This window comes from Pseudomonas sp. PS01303, from assembly GCF_029959385.1.
Lineage (GTDB): Bacteria > Pseudomonadota > Gammaproteobacteria > Pseudomonadales > Pseudomonadaceae > Aquipseudomonas > Aquipseudomonas rustica.
Genome location: NZ_JASCPK010000148.1, coordinates 1 through 14,807, shown reverse-complemented (window position 1 = coordinate 14,807; position 14,807 = coordinate 1). Strand labels below are relative to the sequence as shown.

General features: G+C 60.6%; 11 protein-coding genes and 1 tRNA gene. 7 read left to right on the top strand and 5 right to left on the bottom strand.

Annotated elements, in window-relative coordinates:
* Positions 1–88: 88 nt before the first annotated feature.
* Entirely contained in the window at positions 89–1,243 is a 1,155-nt protein-coding gene (locus QMX93_RS25915) for a PatB family C-S lyase (RefSeq protein WP_282358415.1), read from the bottom strand.
* A 288-nt stretch (positions 1,244–1,531) separates the two neighbouring features.
* Here QMX93_RS25915 and fdnG point away from each other — a divergent pair, with 288 nt between their 5' ends.
* The 7 genes from fdnG (at position 1,532) to QMX93_RS25880 (ending at position 10,603) form a co-directional block, all read left to right on the top strand.
* Positions 1,532–4,597 (top strand): formate dehydrogenase-N subunit alpha, encoded by a 3,066-nt coding sequence (fdnG, locus tag QMX93_RS25910; RefSeq protein ID WP_282358414.1) that lies wholly within the window; start codon positions 1,532–1,534, stop codon positions 4,595–4,597.
* 14 nt (positions 4,598–4,611) lie between these two features.
* On the top strand, positions 4,612–5,547 hold the full coding sequence (gene fdxH, locus QMX93_RS25905) for a formate dehydrogenase subunit beta (RefSeq protein WP_034154153.1): 936 nt from the start codon (positions 4,612–4,614) through the stop codon (positions 5,545–5,547).
* The gene (locus QMX93_RS25900) at positions 5,544–6,209 is read left to right on the top strand and encodes a formate dehydrogenase subunit gamma (protein WP_053120000.1); all 666 of its coding nucleotides are present in this window, start codon (positions 5,544–5,546) and stop codon (positions 6,207–6,209) included. Before fdxH ends, QMX93_RS25900 begins: the two co-directional genes overlap by 4 nt.
* 3 nt (positions 6,210–6,212) lie before the next feature.
* A complete protein-coding gene (gene fdhE / locus QMX93_RS25895) occupies positions 6,213–7,139 on the top strand; it encodes a formate dehydrogenase accessory protein FdhE (protein ID WP_282358413.1) in 927 nt (308 codons plus the stop codon).
* A 45-nt stretch (positions 7,140–7,184) separates the two neighbouring features.
* Positions 7,185–8,588, top strand: coding sequence for an L-seryl-tRNA(Sec) selenium transferase (selA, locus tag QMX93_RS25890; RefSeq protein ID WP_282358417.1), 1,404 nt, complete (start codon positions 7,185–7,187; stop codon positions 8,586–8,588).
* Positions 8,585–10,501: a selenocysteine-specific translation elongation factor gene (selB, locus tag QMX93_RS25885; RefSeq protein WP_282358416.1), complete on the top strand. Its 1,917-nt coding sequence runs from the start codon at positions 8,585–8,587 to the stop codon at positions 10,499–10,501. Before selA ends, selB begins: the two co-directional genes overlap by 4 nt.
* Positions 10,502–10,507: 6 nt before the next feature.
* Positions 10,508–10,603, top strand: a tRNA-Sec gene (locus QMX93_RS25880).
* A gap of 64 nt (positions 10,604–10,667) precedes the next feature.
* Here QMX93_RS25880 and QMX93_RS25875 read toward each other — a convergent pair.
* The 4 genes from QMX93_RS25875 to QMX93_RS25860 all read right to left on the bottom strand — a co-directional run bounded on the left by QMX93_RS25875 (position 10,668) and on the right by QMX93_RS25860 (position 14,580).
* On the bottom strand, positions 10,668–10,958 hold the full coding sequence (locus QMX93_RS25875) for a type II toxin-antitoxin system RelE/ParE family toxin (RefSeq protein ID WP_053120007.1): 291 nt from the start codon (positions 10,956–10,958) through the stop codon (positions 10,668–10,670).
* Complete coding sequence (locus QMX93_RS25870; RefSeq protein ID WP_282358412.1) at positions 10,951–11,196, bottom strand: type II toxin-antitoxin system ParD family antitoxin; 246 nt, start codon at positions 11,194–11,196, stop codon at positions 10,951–10,953. Before QMX93_RS25870 ends, QMX93_RS25875 begins: the two co-directional genes overlap by 8 nt.
* Before the next feature lie 197 nt (positions 11,197–11,393).
* Entirely contained in the window at positions 11,394–12,659 is a 1,266-nt protein-coding gene (locus tag QMX93_RS25865) for an OprD family porin (RefSeq protein ID WP_282358411.1), read from the bottom strand.
* Between the two features lie 217 nt (positions 12,660–12,876).
* Positions 12,877–14,580 carry an amidase gene (locus QMX93_RS25860; protein WP_282358410.1) on the bottom strand — a complete coding sequence of 568 codons (1,704 nt, stop codon included), beginning with the start codon at positions 14,578–14,580 and terminating at the stop codon, positions 12,877–12,879.
* Between the last annotated feature and the right edge of the window lie 227 nt (positions 14,581–14,807).

Below are 14,807 nucleotides of genomic sequence, written 5' to 3'. Positions count from 1 at the left end.
CGATAGCGGTATTTCAGCTGACATTGATGTTGAATGTCAGGCCGCTATCGCGAGCAGGCTCACTCCTACAAGGGGATCTGCTGCGGGTTTAGGTATTGCGGTTAGCCAAAGCACGCTCCATCCGCGCAATGCCTTCTTCCAGCATCGAGCGTGGGCAGCCGAAGTTCAGGCGTACGAACTGTTGGTGCTGATCGCCAAAGTCCAGACCGGCGCTGAGGCCAACCTTGGCTTGCTCAAGGAAGAACTGCTGCGGGTTGGCCAGATCCAGCGCCGAGCAATCCAGCCACGCCAGATAAGTACCTTGCGGCACATTAATCGTCACGCCCGGCAAACGGCTGCGCACCGCATCTACCAGATAATCACGGTTGGCTTGCAGATAGGTTTTCAGCTCGGCCAGCCACGGCGCGCCTTCGCTATACGCCACGCGGGTCGCTTCCATGCCCAGCGGGTTGACGCTGTCGACCATGCCGCAGCGGGCGTGGTTGACGCGTTGGCGCAGGGCAGCGTCCTGAATGATCATGAACGAGGTCTTCAGGCCGGCGATGTTGTAAGCCTTGCTAGCCGACATCAGGGTGATGGTGCGCCGGGCAATTTCCGGGCTCAGCGAGGCGGTCGGAATGTGTACGCGGCCGTCGAAGCACAGTTCGGCGTGAATCTCATCGGAGATGATCCACGCGTCCTGCGCCACGCAAATATCGGCCACGGCTTGCAGCTCTTCGCGACCGAATACTTTGCCCAATGGGTTGTGCGGGTTGCTCAGCAATAGAGCGCCACCACCGTTTAGCGAATCACGCAATACGTCCAGCGGCGTCAAGTAGGTGCCGTCCGCCTGAGCATTGAATTCCAGCTCGACCTTGTTCAACCCCCAATGCCCCGGCGCATGGCGCAGCGGCGGGTAGTTCGGCACTTGCACCACAACGTTTTGCTGCGGCTGCACCAGCGCTTTCAACGCCATGTTGAAACCGGATTCAACGCCCGGCAGGAAGATCAGCTCTTGCGGTTTGACCTTCCAGGCGAATTTGGCCCAGAGGTCGGCGACGATGGCTTCGCGCAGGCAGTCCTGAGCAACGCTGTAACCCACCAGCGGGTGCAACAAGCGCTGTTGCAGCGCCTCGATGACTACCGGCGGCGCGGCGAAATCCATGTCAGCAACCCACATCGGCAACACGTCGGCCGGGTAGCGGCTCCACTTGGTGCTGCCGGTGTTGTGGCGGTCGAATAGCTGATCAAAATCGAAAGTCATGCGCGGTCTCGTGAAGGCGGGTTGTTCATGGGCGCCATGATAAACCCTCAACCCCTGTAGGAGCTGCCGAAGGCTGCGATCTTTTGATCTTGTTTTTTACAAGCAAAGTCAAAAGATCGCAGCCTTCGGCAGCTCCTACAAAGGCTCTGCAGCCTCCGACGGTCGGTTTTCACACAGAACGTATGGTCTTTGTCTACAGTGAAAAGGTCGGCAGACGTTTGCCGCAACCGTGTTTGTCCAGATAAAACCCGGCACAAGTACCGGGTTCCACCTGATCAGGAGTGCACGATGGATCTCAGCCGTCGTCAGTTCTTCAAGGTCGCCGGTATCGGCCTTGCAGGCTCGAGCCTGGGCGCGTTGGGCATGGCCCCGACGCTGGCCTTCGCCGAGCAGGTGCGCCACTTCAAGCTTGCCCACACCCATGAAACCCGCAACACCTGCCCGTATTGCTCGGTCGGCTGCGGTTTGATCATGTACAGCCAGGGCGATGCTGCGAAGAACGTTGCGCAAAACATCATTCACATCGAGGGCGACGCCGACCACCCGGTCAACCGCGGCACCCTCTGCCCGAAAGGCGCAGGCCTCCTCGACTTCATTCACAGCCCCGGCCGTTTGCTCTACCCGCAAACGCGCAAGCCGGGCAGTAGTGAATGGACGCGGATCAGTTGGGACGAAGCGCTTGATCGCATCGTCGACCTGATGAAGACCGACCGCGACGCCAACTTCATCGAACAAAATGCCAACGGGCAAACGGTGAATCGCTGGCTGAGCACCGGTTTTCTTGCGGCGTCGGCGGCGTCCAACGAAGCCGGTTACATCACCCAGAAGGTGATTCGCAGTCTCGGCATGCTGGGGTTTGATAACCAGGCGCGTGTCTGACACGGCCCGACGGTGGCAAGTCTTGCCCCGACGTACGGCCGTGGTGCCATGACCAATACCTGGACTGATATCGCCAACGCGAATCTGATCCTGGTGATGGGTGGCAACGCAGCAGAAGCGCATCCGTGCGGCTTCAAATGGGTGACCGAGGCCAAAGCGCACAACGCTGCGCGGCTGATTGTGGTTGATCCGCGTTTTACCCGCACCGCTTCGGTGGCCGACTATTACGCGCCGATCCGCACCGGCACCGACATCGCCTTCATGGGCGGGCTGATCAATTACCTGCTGACCGAGGACAAAATCCAGCACGAGTACGTGCGCAATTACACCGACGTCTCGTTCATCGTCAAAGAAGGCTACGGCTTCGAAGACGGCATCTTCAGCGGCTACGACGTCGCCAAGCGCAGCTACACCGACAAGTCCGGTTGGGGTTACGAGATGGGTGATGACGGCTTTGCCAAAGTCGATCCGACCCTGCAACACCCGCGCTGCGTCTATCAATTGATGAAGGTGCATTACAGCCGCTACAACATCGACCTCGCCAGCCAGATCTGTGGCATGCCGGTCGACGCCATGCAGAAAATCTGGGACGAAATCGCCACCTGCTCGATTCCGGGCAAGACCATGACGATTCTCTACGCCCTCGGCTGGACGCAGCACTCGATCGGCGCGCAGATCATCCGCAGCGCGGCAATGGTGCAACTGCTGCTGGGCAACGTCGGCATGCCCGGCGGTGGCGTCAACGCCTTGCGCGGGCACTCCAACATTCAGGGCCTGACCGACCTTGGCTTGCTCTCCAATGCGCTGCCGGGTTACCTGACATTGGCCAGCGACAGCGAGCAGGACTACGGTCAGTTCATCCACAAGCGCACGCAGGTTCCGCTCAGACCGGGGCAATTGTCCTACTGGCAGAACTACAGCAAATTCCACGTCAGCCTGATGAAGTCGTGGTACGGCGCCAACGCCACTGCCGAAAACAATTGGTGCTACGACCATTTGCCGAAACTCGACATCCCCAACTACGACGTCTTGAAAATGTTTGACCTGATGAGCCAGGGCAAGGTCAACGGCTACTTCTGCCAGGGTTTCAACCCGATCGCCGCGCTGCCGGACAAAAACCGCGTGATGGGCGCACTGGCGAAATTGAAATGGCTGGTGGTGATGGATCCGCTCGCCACCGAGACCTCGGAGTTCTGGCACAACGTCGGGCCGTACAACGATGTGAAAAGCGCGGAGATCCAGACCGAAGTCATTCGCCTGCCCACCACCTGTTTTGCTGAAGAAGACGGTTCGCTGGTCAACAGCAGTCGCTGGTTGCAATGGCACTGGAAAGGCGCTGATGGCCCGGGCGAAGCGCAGACCGACATTCGCATCATGGCCGAACTGTTCCTGCGCCTGCGCAAGCGCTATCAGGCCGAGGGCGGCAAATTCCCTGATCCGCTGTTGAAACTGACGTGGCCGTACAAGATCCCCGACGAGCCTTCGCCGGAAGAACTGGCCAAGGAAATCAACGGCAGCGCGGTGGCTGACTTCACCGATGCCACAGGCGTGGCGGTCAAGGCTGGCTCGCAACTGGCCGGGTTCGGCTTGCTCAAGGATGACGGCAGCACCGCGTCCGGCTGCTGGATTTTCGCCGGTAGCTGGACTGAAGCGGGTAACCAGATGGCCCGACGCGACAATGCCGATCCGTATGGCATGCACCAGCATTTGGGCTGGGCGTGGGCGTGGCCGGCCAATCGGCGGATTCTCTACAACCGCGCTTCGGCAGATGTTTCCGGTAAACCGTGGGATCCGAAAAAACGTCTGGTCTGGTGGAACGGCAAAGCCTGGGGCGGCACCGACGTGCCGGACTACAAGGCCGACGTGCCACCAGAAGCCGGGATGAACCCGTTCATCATGAACCCCGAAGGCGTGGCGCGATTCTTCGCCGTCGACAAGATGAACGAAGGCCCTTTCCCCGAGCACTACGAGCCGTTCGAAACGCCAATCGGCATCAACCCGCTGCACCCGCAAAACAAGAAAGCCACCAGCAACCCGGCGGCGCGGATCTTCGATTCGGTCTGGGAAACCCTCGGCGAGGCCAAGGACTTCCCCTACGCCGGCACCAGTTACCGGTTGACCGAGCATTTCCACTTCTGGAGCAAGCACTGCAAGTTGAACGCGATTGCCCAACCCGAGCAGTTCGTGGAAATCGGCGAAGTGTTGGCGAAAGAAAAGGGCATCGCTGCCGGCGATCGCGTGCGGGTCAGTTGCAAACGCGGCTTTATCGAAGCGGTGGCGGTGGTGACGAAGAGGATCCGGCCGTTGCAGGTCAACGGCCAGGTCGTGCATCAGATCGGCATCCCGCTGCACTGGGGTTTCACCGGCCTGACGCGTCACGGTTACCTGACCAACACCCTGGTGCCGTTCCTCGGCGATGGCAACACACAGACCCCGGAATCCAAGTCATTCCTGGTCAACGTGGAGAAGCTCTGATGGAGAATCTTTAAATGGCCAGCCAAGACATCATTGCCCGCTCGGCCACCACAACGGTGCCGCCGTCGGTGCGGAATCAGGAGGCGGTGGCGAAGCTGATTGACACCACCAAATGCATCGGCTGTAAGGCCTGCCAGGTCGCCTGCTCGGAGTGGAACGAGCTGCGCGACGAGGTCGGCCACAACCACGGCACCTACGACAACCCGCAGGATCTGAGCGCGGAAACCTGGACGTTGATGCGCTTCACCGAACACGAAACCGATGCCGGCAACCTCGAATGGCTGATCCGCAAGGACGGCTGCATGCACTGCGCCGAGCCCGGTTGTCTGGCGGCGTGCCCGAGCCCCGGCGCGATCATCAAGCACGCTAACGGCATCGTCGATTTCGATCAGGATCACTGCATCGGCTGCGGTTATTGCATCACCGGTTGCCCGTTCAACATTCCGCGCATTTCGCAGAAAGATCACAAGGCTTACAAGTGCACCTTGTGTTCGGATCGCGTGGCGGTAGGCCTGGAGCCGGCCTGCGTGAAAACCTGTCCGACCGGCGCCATCGTCTTCGGCACCAAGGAGGACATGAAGGAACACGCTGCCGAACGCATCGTTGACCTGAAAAGCCGTGGTTTTGAAAACGCCGGTTTGTATGACCCGGCAGGCGTTGGCGGCACGCATGTGATGTACGTGTTGCATCACGCCGACACGCCAACGATCTACGCCAACCTGCCGCAGGATCCGGCAATCAGTCCGTTGGTGGGCCTGTGGAAAGGCATCAGCAAACCTCTGGGCCTGCTGGCCATGGGCGCGGCGGTGTTGGCCGGGTTCTTCCATTACGTGCGCATCGGCCCGAACCGGGTCGAAGAAGATGAACATCCAACGCCGCCCGACACTTCGGTGCACGTCGTTGACCCGGCGGTGCACACCTTCGATCCACGCGGGGAGGAGCGGCCATGAGCAACAAGACGATCCTGCGTTACACCGCCAACCAGCGCACCAATCACTGGCTGGTGGCGATCCTGTTTTTCATGGCCGGACTGTCCGGACTGGCGTTGTTTCATCCGTCGCTGTTCTGGCTGAGCAACCTGTTTGGCGGCGGGCCATGGACGCGGATTTTGCATCCGTTTATGGGTGTGGCGATGTTCGTGCTGTTCCTCGGTCTGGTGTTCCGTTTCTGGCGCGCGAACTTCTTTATCGACAACGACTGGAAGTGGATGCGCCGCATTGATCGGGTACTGGTCAACGATGAAGAAAGCGTACCGCCGGTGGGCAAATACAACGCCGGGCAAAAGCTGCTGTTCTGGACTTTACTGCTGTGCATGCTCGGGTTGCTGTTCACCGGACTGGTGATCTGGCGCGCGTACTTCAGTGCGTTTTTCGGCATCACCGTGATCCGCTGGGCGATGCTTCTGCACGCGCTCGCCGGGTTCGTGCTGGTGCTGAGCATCATCATTCACATCTACGCCGGGCTGTGGATCAAGGGTTCGGTGGACGCGATGATGCACGGCTGGGTCAGCCGCGCCTGGGCGAAGAAACACCATGAACTGTGGTATCGCGACATCACCCGCGACGAACGTCAGCCGGACGTGCCGGAGCGACCGATCACCAAAAAGGGCTGACTTTTGCCAACCATTCTTGAACCTGGGGAAATTGAAGCGGCGGCCAGTTCGCCGCCGTTTCTGCACCTGCCGCCGCACAATCTGTTTTCCCTGCGCGCTGATCGTCTCGAGCAGTTGGCCGAGGGGCATCCGTTGGCCGAGTATCTGCGCCTGATCGCCGGTTTATGCCGGGTTCAGCAGCAGGTGTTCGACGATCCGCCACTGACCGCGCCGTTTGATCAGCAACGGATCGAGGCGTGTCAGCAGCATGGTTTGCCGCCGTTCGCGGCGGATACGTTGGTGCGCGAGGAGGGTTGGCAGGCTTATCTCGAGGCTTTGTTGCAACGTTATCAGCCGGGTGAGCAGCCTGCTGTTGTCGAGGCGGTCGACACTTTGCGCGGCGCCAGTTCCGGCCAGTTGCGCGCGTGGGCCGTGGCGCTGGTCAGCGGCCAATATTCGATGGTGCCGGCGCAATTGGTGCCGTTTCTCGGCGCGGCGCTGCAAACGGCGTGGAGCCATTGGTTGCTCACTGCGCCGGATCTCAAATTGAAACCTGGCGATAGCCTCAGCCAGTGCCCGGCTTGTGGTTCACCGGCGATGGCGGGGGTGATCCGTCATCGTGGCAAGCACAACGGTTTGAGATATCTGGTCTGTTCACTGTGTGCCTGCGAATGGCATGTGGTGCGGGTCAAGTGCGTGTATTGCGAATCGAGCAAGGGCCTGGATTATTTCAGCCTTGAGGATGATCGCCACGCGGCGAATCAGGCGCCGTTGCGGGCTGAGGTCTGTCCGGGGTGTAACAGTTATCTGAAACTGGTTTATCTGGAAAACGATGCTGACGCCGAGGCGCTGTCGGCGGATCTCGGCAGTTTGCTGCTGGACATGCGACTGGCACAGGACGGTTATCAGCGTCTGGCGCCGAATCTGTTGCTGGCACCGGGAGACGAATGATCTGAGCGTCTACACTCTGGCGCAGTGATCTGTCTCCAGGAGTGGCTGATGTCCCTGCGGTTACCTTCCATTGATGGTTTGTTGCGTCACGCTGCGTGTGTGCCTTTGCTTGCGCGTCATGGGCGTGAATCGTTGTTGGCAAGCTTGCGCCAACTGCTCGATGAACTGCGTCCCGGCGTGTTGAGCGGGCAATTGTCGGCGGTTGAAATCAGCCCCGAAGTGCTCGCCGGTCGCGTCGGCGAACGCTTGGCGCAGCAACAACGCAGTAACGTGCGCCGGGTGTTCAACCTCACTGGCACCGTGTTGCACACCAATCTGGGCCGCGCCTTGTTACCGGACGAAGCCATCGAAGCCGTGCAAATGGCCGCGCGTTATCCGCTCAATCTCGAATTCGATCTGGCCAGCGGCAAGCGCGGTGATCGCGATGATTTGATCGAAGGCCTGATCCGCGAACTGACCGGCGCCGAAGCCGTCACCGTGGTTAACAACAATGCCGCTGCGGTGCTGCTGACGCTCAACAGTCTTGGCGCGCGCAAGGAAGGCATCATCTCGCGCGGCGAACTGATCGAGATTGGCGGCGCCTTTCGCATTCCTGACATCATGGCCCGCGCCGGCGTGCGTCTGCACGAAGTCGGCACGACCAATCGCACCCATGCGCGCGATTACGAAGCGGCGATCAGCCCACGCAGCGGCTTGATCATGCGCGTGCATGCGAGCAACTACAGCATCGAAGGATTTACCGCGCGGGTGCCCACCGCTGAGCTGGCCGAGTTGGCGCATCGGCATGCTTTGCCGTTGCTGGAGGATCTGGGCAGCGGCAGTTTGCTTGATCTGACGCGCTGGGGTTTGCCGGCCGAGCCGACGGTGCGTCAGGCGCTGCTCGATGGTGCGGACATCGTCACCTTCAGCGGCGACAAATTGCTCGGTGGGCCGCAGGCCGGATTGATCGTCGGGCGCAAAGAGCTGATCGCGAAGATCAAGAAGAACCCGCTGAAACGCGCGTTGCGTGTCGACAAGTTGACCTTGGCCGCGTTGGAAGCGGTGCTGGGTTTGTATCGCGATCCGGATCGATTGGCCGAGCGTCTGCCGAGTCTGCGACTGCTGACTCGACCGCAGGCGGACATCTTTGCGCAGGCCTCGCGCTTGCAACCGGCGCTGGCTGAAGTGCTGGGCGAGGGTTGGCAGGTACGTGCGGTTGAGGCCTTGGGCATGATCGGCAGCGGCAGCCAACCGGTGGCGCGTTTGCCGAGTGCGGCGTTGTGTCTGCGCCCGCACGTTTCCAAGCGATTGCGCGGGCGTTGCTTGTTGAATCTTGAAGCGGCACTGCGCGCGTTGCCGATCCCGGTGCTCGGCCGTATCGACGACGATGCGCTGTGGCTGGATCTGCGCCAACTCGACGATGAACCGGCGTGGCTGGCGCAATTGCCGCAGTTGCAGGTCGAGCCGTGATTGTCGGCACAGCGGGGCATATCGACCACGGCAAGACATCGCTGCTGCAAGCGCTGACCGGACAAAGCGGTGATCGTCGTCCGCAGGAACGCGAACGCGGGATGACCATTGACCTTGGTTATCTGTATGCCGAACTCGAACCGGGCGCGGGCCTGACTGGATTTATCGATGTGCCGGGGCACGAAAAATTCACCCATAACATGCTCGCCGGGGCGCAAGGCATTGATCTGGTGTTGCTGGTGGTTGCGGCGGATGACGGCGTGATGCCGCAAACCCGTGAACATCTGGCGATCGTCGAACTGCTCGGCATTCCGCGCGCGTTGGTGGCGATCACCAAGTGCGACCGGGTCGAGGCGGGCAGGGTGGAAGAAGTGCAGCGCCAGGTGCGCGATCTGCTGGAGGCCGGGCCGTTTGCCGAGGCGCCGGTTGTGATTGTCTCGAGCGTGACCGGGCAGGGCGTTGATGAACTGCGCGAACTGTTGCTGCAAACGCAACGTGAAGTGCTGGAACGCAGTCGTGCGGGTGGTTTTCGATTGGCCATTGATCGGGCGTTCAGCGTCGCCGGTGCGGGGATTGTGGTAACGGGTACGGCGCTGTCGGGCGAGGTCTCGGTGGGCGATAAACTCACGCTCGGGCCGTCAGGGAAATCGGTGAAGGTGCGCGGGTTGCACGCGCAGAATCAGGCTGCTGAGCAAGCCTTCGCTGGGCAACGGGTGGCGATGAATCTGAGCGGCGAACGCCTGGAACTGGCGCAGATCCATCGCGGGCAATGGCTGCTGAGCGATTGGCTGCACGCCCCGACTCAGCGCGTGGATATCGAATTTCAATTGCTGCCGGGCGAACGGACTTTCGAGCATTTTCATCCGGTGCATGTGCATCTCGGCACGCAGGACGTGATCGCGCGGGTGGCGCTGCTTGAAGGATCGCGGCTGAGTGCTGGTGAGCGGATGTTCGCGCAACTGCTGATCAACGCGCCGGTGCATGCGGTGAAGGGCGATCGGCTGATCCTGCGTGATTCCAGCGCTCAGCGCACCCTCGGCGGTGGGCGCGTGCTGGATCCGTTTGCCCCGGCCCGACAGCGCCGCAGTCCTGAGCGTTTGGCGCAGTTGCAGGCGTTGGCTGACAGCGAGAGTTTTGAGCAGGTGTTGTCAGCGTTGCTTGATCACAGCGCCGGCGGCCTCGGCCCGCAACGGCTGGAACGCCAATTCAATCGTCCGCGCGCAAGCTGGTCTTTGCCTGAGAATGTGCGCCTGATCGAGACGCGCCAAGGCCCGGTGCTATTCAACGTGCAGCGCTGGGGGCAGCTGAAATTCACCCTGCTGGAGCAATTGGCGAAGTTTCATGAACTGGAGCCCGATCAGATGGGCCCGGATCGTGATCGCCTGAGACGCTTCAGTGCGCTGCCGCTGGAACGTTCGACGTTTGCCAGTCTGCTCGACGAATTGCGCGATGCCGGCGCGATCTCTGCCAGTGGCCCGTGGCTGCATCTGCCGGATCACCAGGTGCGTCTGAATGCCGAAGACGAAATCCTCTGGCAGCGACTGCAACCGCTGTTTGAAAACGGCGGCTTCGATCCGCCGTGGCTGCGCGACGTGGCGAAAATGCTTGGTGAGGATGACGCCGTGGTGCGTTTGCTGTTGCGCAAACTGGCGCGGCTGGGTTTGATGCATCAAGTGGTGCGCGACCTGTTCCTCAGCGACAGCCAACTGCGCAGGATGGCGGCGATCCTCCTGCAACTGGCCAAGGAAAATCCGCAGATCCAGGTGACAACCTTCCGCGATGCGCTAGGCTTGGGACGCAAACGCTGTATTCAGTTCCTCGAATACTTCGACCGCCTCGGCCTGACCCGGCGCAGCGGCGAAGCACGGCAAATCCGCTACGACAACGCACTGGCCAACACCAGCGCGCACTGAGTTCAAGGAAGGCAATCGCGCCCGGTGGCGCGGCCGGGCTTCAAACCCGGTTGGGGACGGCATCCGTTCCCGGGCAGGTTCGACTCCGGCTGCCTTCCGCCAATTATCAGAATCAAAAGATCGCAGCCTTCGGCAGCTCCTACAAAAGCCTGCGATCTTTTGATGTTCAAAGTTTGCGTTGCGCATCCATCCGATCATGCAGGATTCGAATGATCGCAATGCCATAGGCCGTAATGCGAAAGTAGATCATGTGCCGTTCTACGCTGCAGCGCCGATAACCAACACGGATGGCATCGCAGGCGGGTGCTGTTTTGGGACGCTCAGTCAATTGAGCAAATGCAGTGGTGAGAATATCGATGTAACGATTTGCCTGATCCAGACCCCATTGTTGCGCGGTATAACTCCAGATCGCCTCGAGGTCGCCCTCGGCAGCAGGTGTCAGGCGATATTCAGCCATGCGTAGTCAGCATTCTCTGTTTGAACGCCTCTGGATCGAAGGGGCGTGGTTTGCCGCTGGACTCACCTTCGCGAAGCGCTGCACGAATCGTTTCAAGTTCAGTAGTGCGTTCTTGTTCACGTCGGATCAGATCGCGAATGTATTCGCTGTCGTTGGTGTAATGGCCGGCGTCGATTTGAGCTTTGATCCAGTTATCTTGTTGGTCAGTCACGGTGATGGTTTTTCGAACGGTTCCCATGATCGGGCCTCCAGTGAAAGGGTCAATAGTGCGGAATTTATCATACTATTGGTGCGCTAAGGTGCTCTCTTGTGGGAGCGGGCTTGCTCGCGAAAGCGGTGGGTCAGTCAACATCGCGGGCGACTGATGCGCCGCCTTCGCGAGCAAGCTCGCTCCCACAGTTTTGATTGTGTTTCGGGCAGGGTGATTGTGTTTTGTCAGAAGGCGAGCGGGTATTGGATGACGACGTAGATACGGTCGATGTCGTCGCCGGACTGGGCTTCGTTCGCGCGGTGGGAGACGTGGGAGAGTTGTACTGAGAGGTCTTTTGCCGCGCCGGACTGGACGATGTATTTCATGTCGATGTCGCGCTCCCAGTGCTTGCCGCCATCGCCTTGCTGCAGTTGATACGCGCCGCCAACCGGGGCGTGGGTGCCGTCGATGTGGTCGCCGGTGACGTAGCGGGTCATGAAGGTCAGGCCGGGGACGCCGAAGGCACCGAGGTCGAGGTCGTAGCGTGCTTGCCAGGAGCGTTCGTGGGCGCCGTTGAAGTCGGCGTATTTGATCGAGTTGGCGAGGTAGATCGAGTCGCCGCCGACAAAATCGAACGGCGTGTCGCCATTGACTCGCTGCCAGCCAAGCATTACTGCGTGCGCGCCGAAGGCATATTTGCCGGACAGGCTGAAGGCTGTGTTGTCGATCGCGCCGGCCAGCGCCTGGCCAGTGTCGCGGGTGTGGTAGAGGTTGGCGTCGAGCAGCAGACCGGATTGCTTGAAATGCAGATTGCCGTAGTACTGGCGCCAGGTGTCGCTCAGGTCAGAGGCGTAGAGCGCGCCGCCGAGAGGGCTGTCCGCGAACAGATCGGCCCCGATAAAACTGATGCCGCCGGCTTCGGTATTGGCGCCGTAGCCGTAAAAATCGCCTTTGCCCGATGAGCTGTCCTGATTCTTGAATGCGGTGAAATGACCGGCGACCAGATTGAGGTGGTCGATCTCTTGGCTGTTGAGCAGCAAACCCGTTGCGTATTCCGGTTGCAGGCGTTTGTCGGAGGTGTCGAAGACCGGCGTTTCTACGGTCATTTCGCCGAACGCCAGAGTGGTGCGCGAGGTTCTCAGCTTGAGTGCACCGCCGGCACTGGAGTAGTTGCTTCCGCTGCGGCCGTCACTGTCAACCGGCAGCAAACCCGTGCCGGAATGGCCCTTGCCGCCATCGAGTTTAAACCCGGAAAAGGCGTGGGCGTCGATGCCGAAGCCAAGTGTTCCTTCAGTGAAACCTGATGAGAAGGTTCCGATAAACCCTTGAGCCCACTCCTGTTTGTAGTTTTTTCCGCTGGGCGAGGGGGATCGGTAGTCGTTGCTCAAATAGAAGTTGCGCAGAATGATTTCGGTTTTGGCGTCGTCGAAGAAATCGCCGGCTGAGGCAGCTCCGCTCAGACCACAGAGCAGCGCAAACAGGGTGAGACGCGAGGGTGCGCGATGGATCATGGTCGGTGGCCAGCAGCAATTGAAGTGGCACCGATGATCGCGGGATTTCAGAGCAGGCGATTGAGCCAATGTGCTGACTTGATGACACAACACAAACCCTGTGGGAGCTAGCCTGCTGGCGATAGCGTCAGTTCATTCAACAATGATGTTGAATGTTCCTCCCTCATCGCCAGCAGGCTAGCTCCCACAGGTTAAATTGCATTTCAGATATTAATAGTTACGACAATGGCGGGGTGCGTGGCGGGATCTGACGTTTGCTGCCGGTTGATTCGAATGCGGCGGCCAGGCGCAGCAGGCTCGAATCGTCGTAAGCGCGACCGGCGAAGGTCAGGCCGACCGGCATACCGATGTCGGCCATCACGCCCATCGGCACGGTCACGGTTGGTACCCCGAGGTGACGGATCGCGAGGTTGCCGTTGGCCACCCAGACGCCGTTGCTCCAGGCGATATCCGCCGATGCCGGGTTAACGTCGGCATCCGCCGGGCCCACATCGGCCACCGTCGGGAACAGCACGGCGTCGAGACCGAGCTTATCCATCCACTCTTCCAGATCGATGCGACGCGTCTCTTCAAGACCGCGCAGGCCATCGGGCACGGTGCTGATTTCATTCCACGGCGTGATCCCGCGTTCAGCCATGCGCACGTATTCGTCCATGCCGGCGACCAGATCGCCCTCACGGTTGGGCAGGGTGCCTGGCTCGTGCGGGAAGATTTTCATCCCGTCGACGTCGACCAGACGATTGAGCTTCGGATCGCCGTTGGCTTGCAGGAAGTCGTCGAACGCCCAAGCGGTCAGATCCCACAGCTCATGGTGAAGAAACTCTTTCGAGACCAGACCACGGGTGAACACGGTCGGCGCGCCGGGGCGATCGCCTTCGCAGTTGGAGACCAGCGGAAAGTCGGTTTCGATCACTTCAGCGCCCGCCGCTTCGAGTGCCAGACGTGCCTGTTTCCACAGATCGATCACCGATTCGCGGGTGTTGATGCGCTGGCCAGTCGGGCCACCGATGCCCGGTGCTTCGCTGGTGCCAGCCTCAGGATCGGCATTGATGAACATGCGTGGTACGGCGAAACGCTTGCCGGCCAGCGCTTTCGCGTCAGCGGCCAGATCAGCATAAGCCGCAGGGCGCACGGAGCTGACGCTCGGGATCGGCACCCACGGTTGCAGACGCCACAGATCACCACGGGTGTCCGGGTCTTCGGCGACGACGATGTCGAGCACTTCGAGCAAGTCAGCCATGGTGCGCGCGTACGGCACGACGACGTCCATGGTCGGGGTCAACGGCCAGTTGCCGCGCACCGAAATTACGCCGCGCGACGGCGTATAGGCGCACAGGCCATTGTTCGAGGCCGGGCCGCGACCGCTGGACCAGGTTTCTTCGGCCAGACCGAACGCGGCGAAGCTGGCAGCGGTGGCAGTCCCGGCGCCGTTGGACGAGCCGGAAGCGAAGGGTGCGGTCAGGTAATCAGCGTTGTACGGGCTCTCGGCGCGGCCATAAACGCCACGCTGCATGCCGCCATTGGCCATCGGCGGCATGTTGGTTTTACCCAGGCAAATTGCCCCGGCCGCGCGCAGGCGCTCGATGGTGAAGGCGTCGCGATAGGCGACCAGATCAGCAAACGCCGGGCTGCCGGACGCGGCGGTCAGTCCTTTGACCAGATAACTGTCTTTGGCGGTGTAGGGGATGCCGTCAAGCGGGCCAAGGGTTTCACCTTTGGCGCGACGGGCATCGGCGGCTTGCGCTTCGTTCAGCGCTTCAGGGTTGCGCACCACCACGGCATTCAGCGCCGTCGGGGTGTCGACGCCGTCGTAGGCGTCGATGCGCGCGAGGTAGGCCTGCACCAGCTCGACCGAGGTGGTCTGGCCGGACTCCAGCGCAGCGCGCAGTTGCGCAATGGACACTTCGGTGACTTCGATCATGCGGTCACCGCCGTTTGAATGTGGGTGTTTTTCTTGGAATGGATGTTCATATCGGTTCTCGTTGCACAGCTTTAAGCGACAAGGTGAAGACTGGCGCCTATTTAACACCAAGCGGCGCGCGGAGTAATCGGCGGGATTGCCCTACCACCGATTTTCATCCCGACTGGCTCCATCGCGAGCAGGCTCACTCCTACATTTGAAATGCGTTCCAACTGTAGGAGTGAGCC

What these genes read in the sequence shown, in the direction of transcription:
- QMX93_RS25900 (WP_053120000.1), top strand. Translation starts at nt 5,544, where the DNA reads ATGAGCAACAAGACGATCCTGCGTTACACCGCCAACCAGCGCACCAAT.
- QMX93_RS25875 (WP_053120007.1), bottom strand. Translation starts at nt 10,958, where the DNA reads ATGGCTGAATATCGCCTGACACCTGCTGCCGAGGGCGACCTCGAGGCG.
- QMX93_RS25860 (WP_282358410.1), bottom strand. Translation starts at nt 14,580, where the DNA reads ATGATCGAAGTCACCGAAGTGTCCATTGCGCAACTGCGCGCTGCGCTG.
- QMX93_RS25870 (WP_282358412.1), bottom strand. Translation starts at nt 11,196, where the DNA reads ATGGGAACCGTTCGAAAAACCATCACCGTGACTGACCAACAAGATAAC.
- QMX93_RS25915 (WP_282358415.1), bottom strand. Translation starts at nt 1,243, where the DNA reads ATGACTTTCGATTTTGATCAGCTATTCGACCGCCACAACACCGGCAGC.
- QMX93_RS25865 (WP_282358411.1), bottom strand. Translation starts at nt 12,659, where the DNA reads ATGATCCATCGCGCACCCTCGCGTCTCACCCTGTTTGCGCTGCTCTGT.
- fdxH (WP_034154153.1), top strand. Translation starts at nt 4,612, where the DNA reads ATGGCCAGCCAAGACATCATTGCCCGCTCGGCCACCACAACGGTGCCG.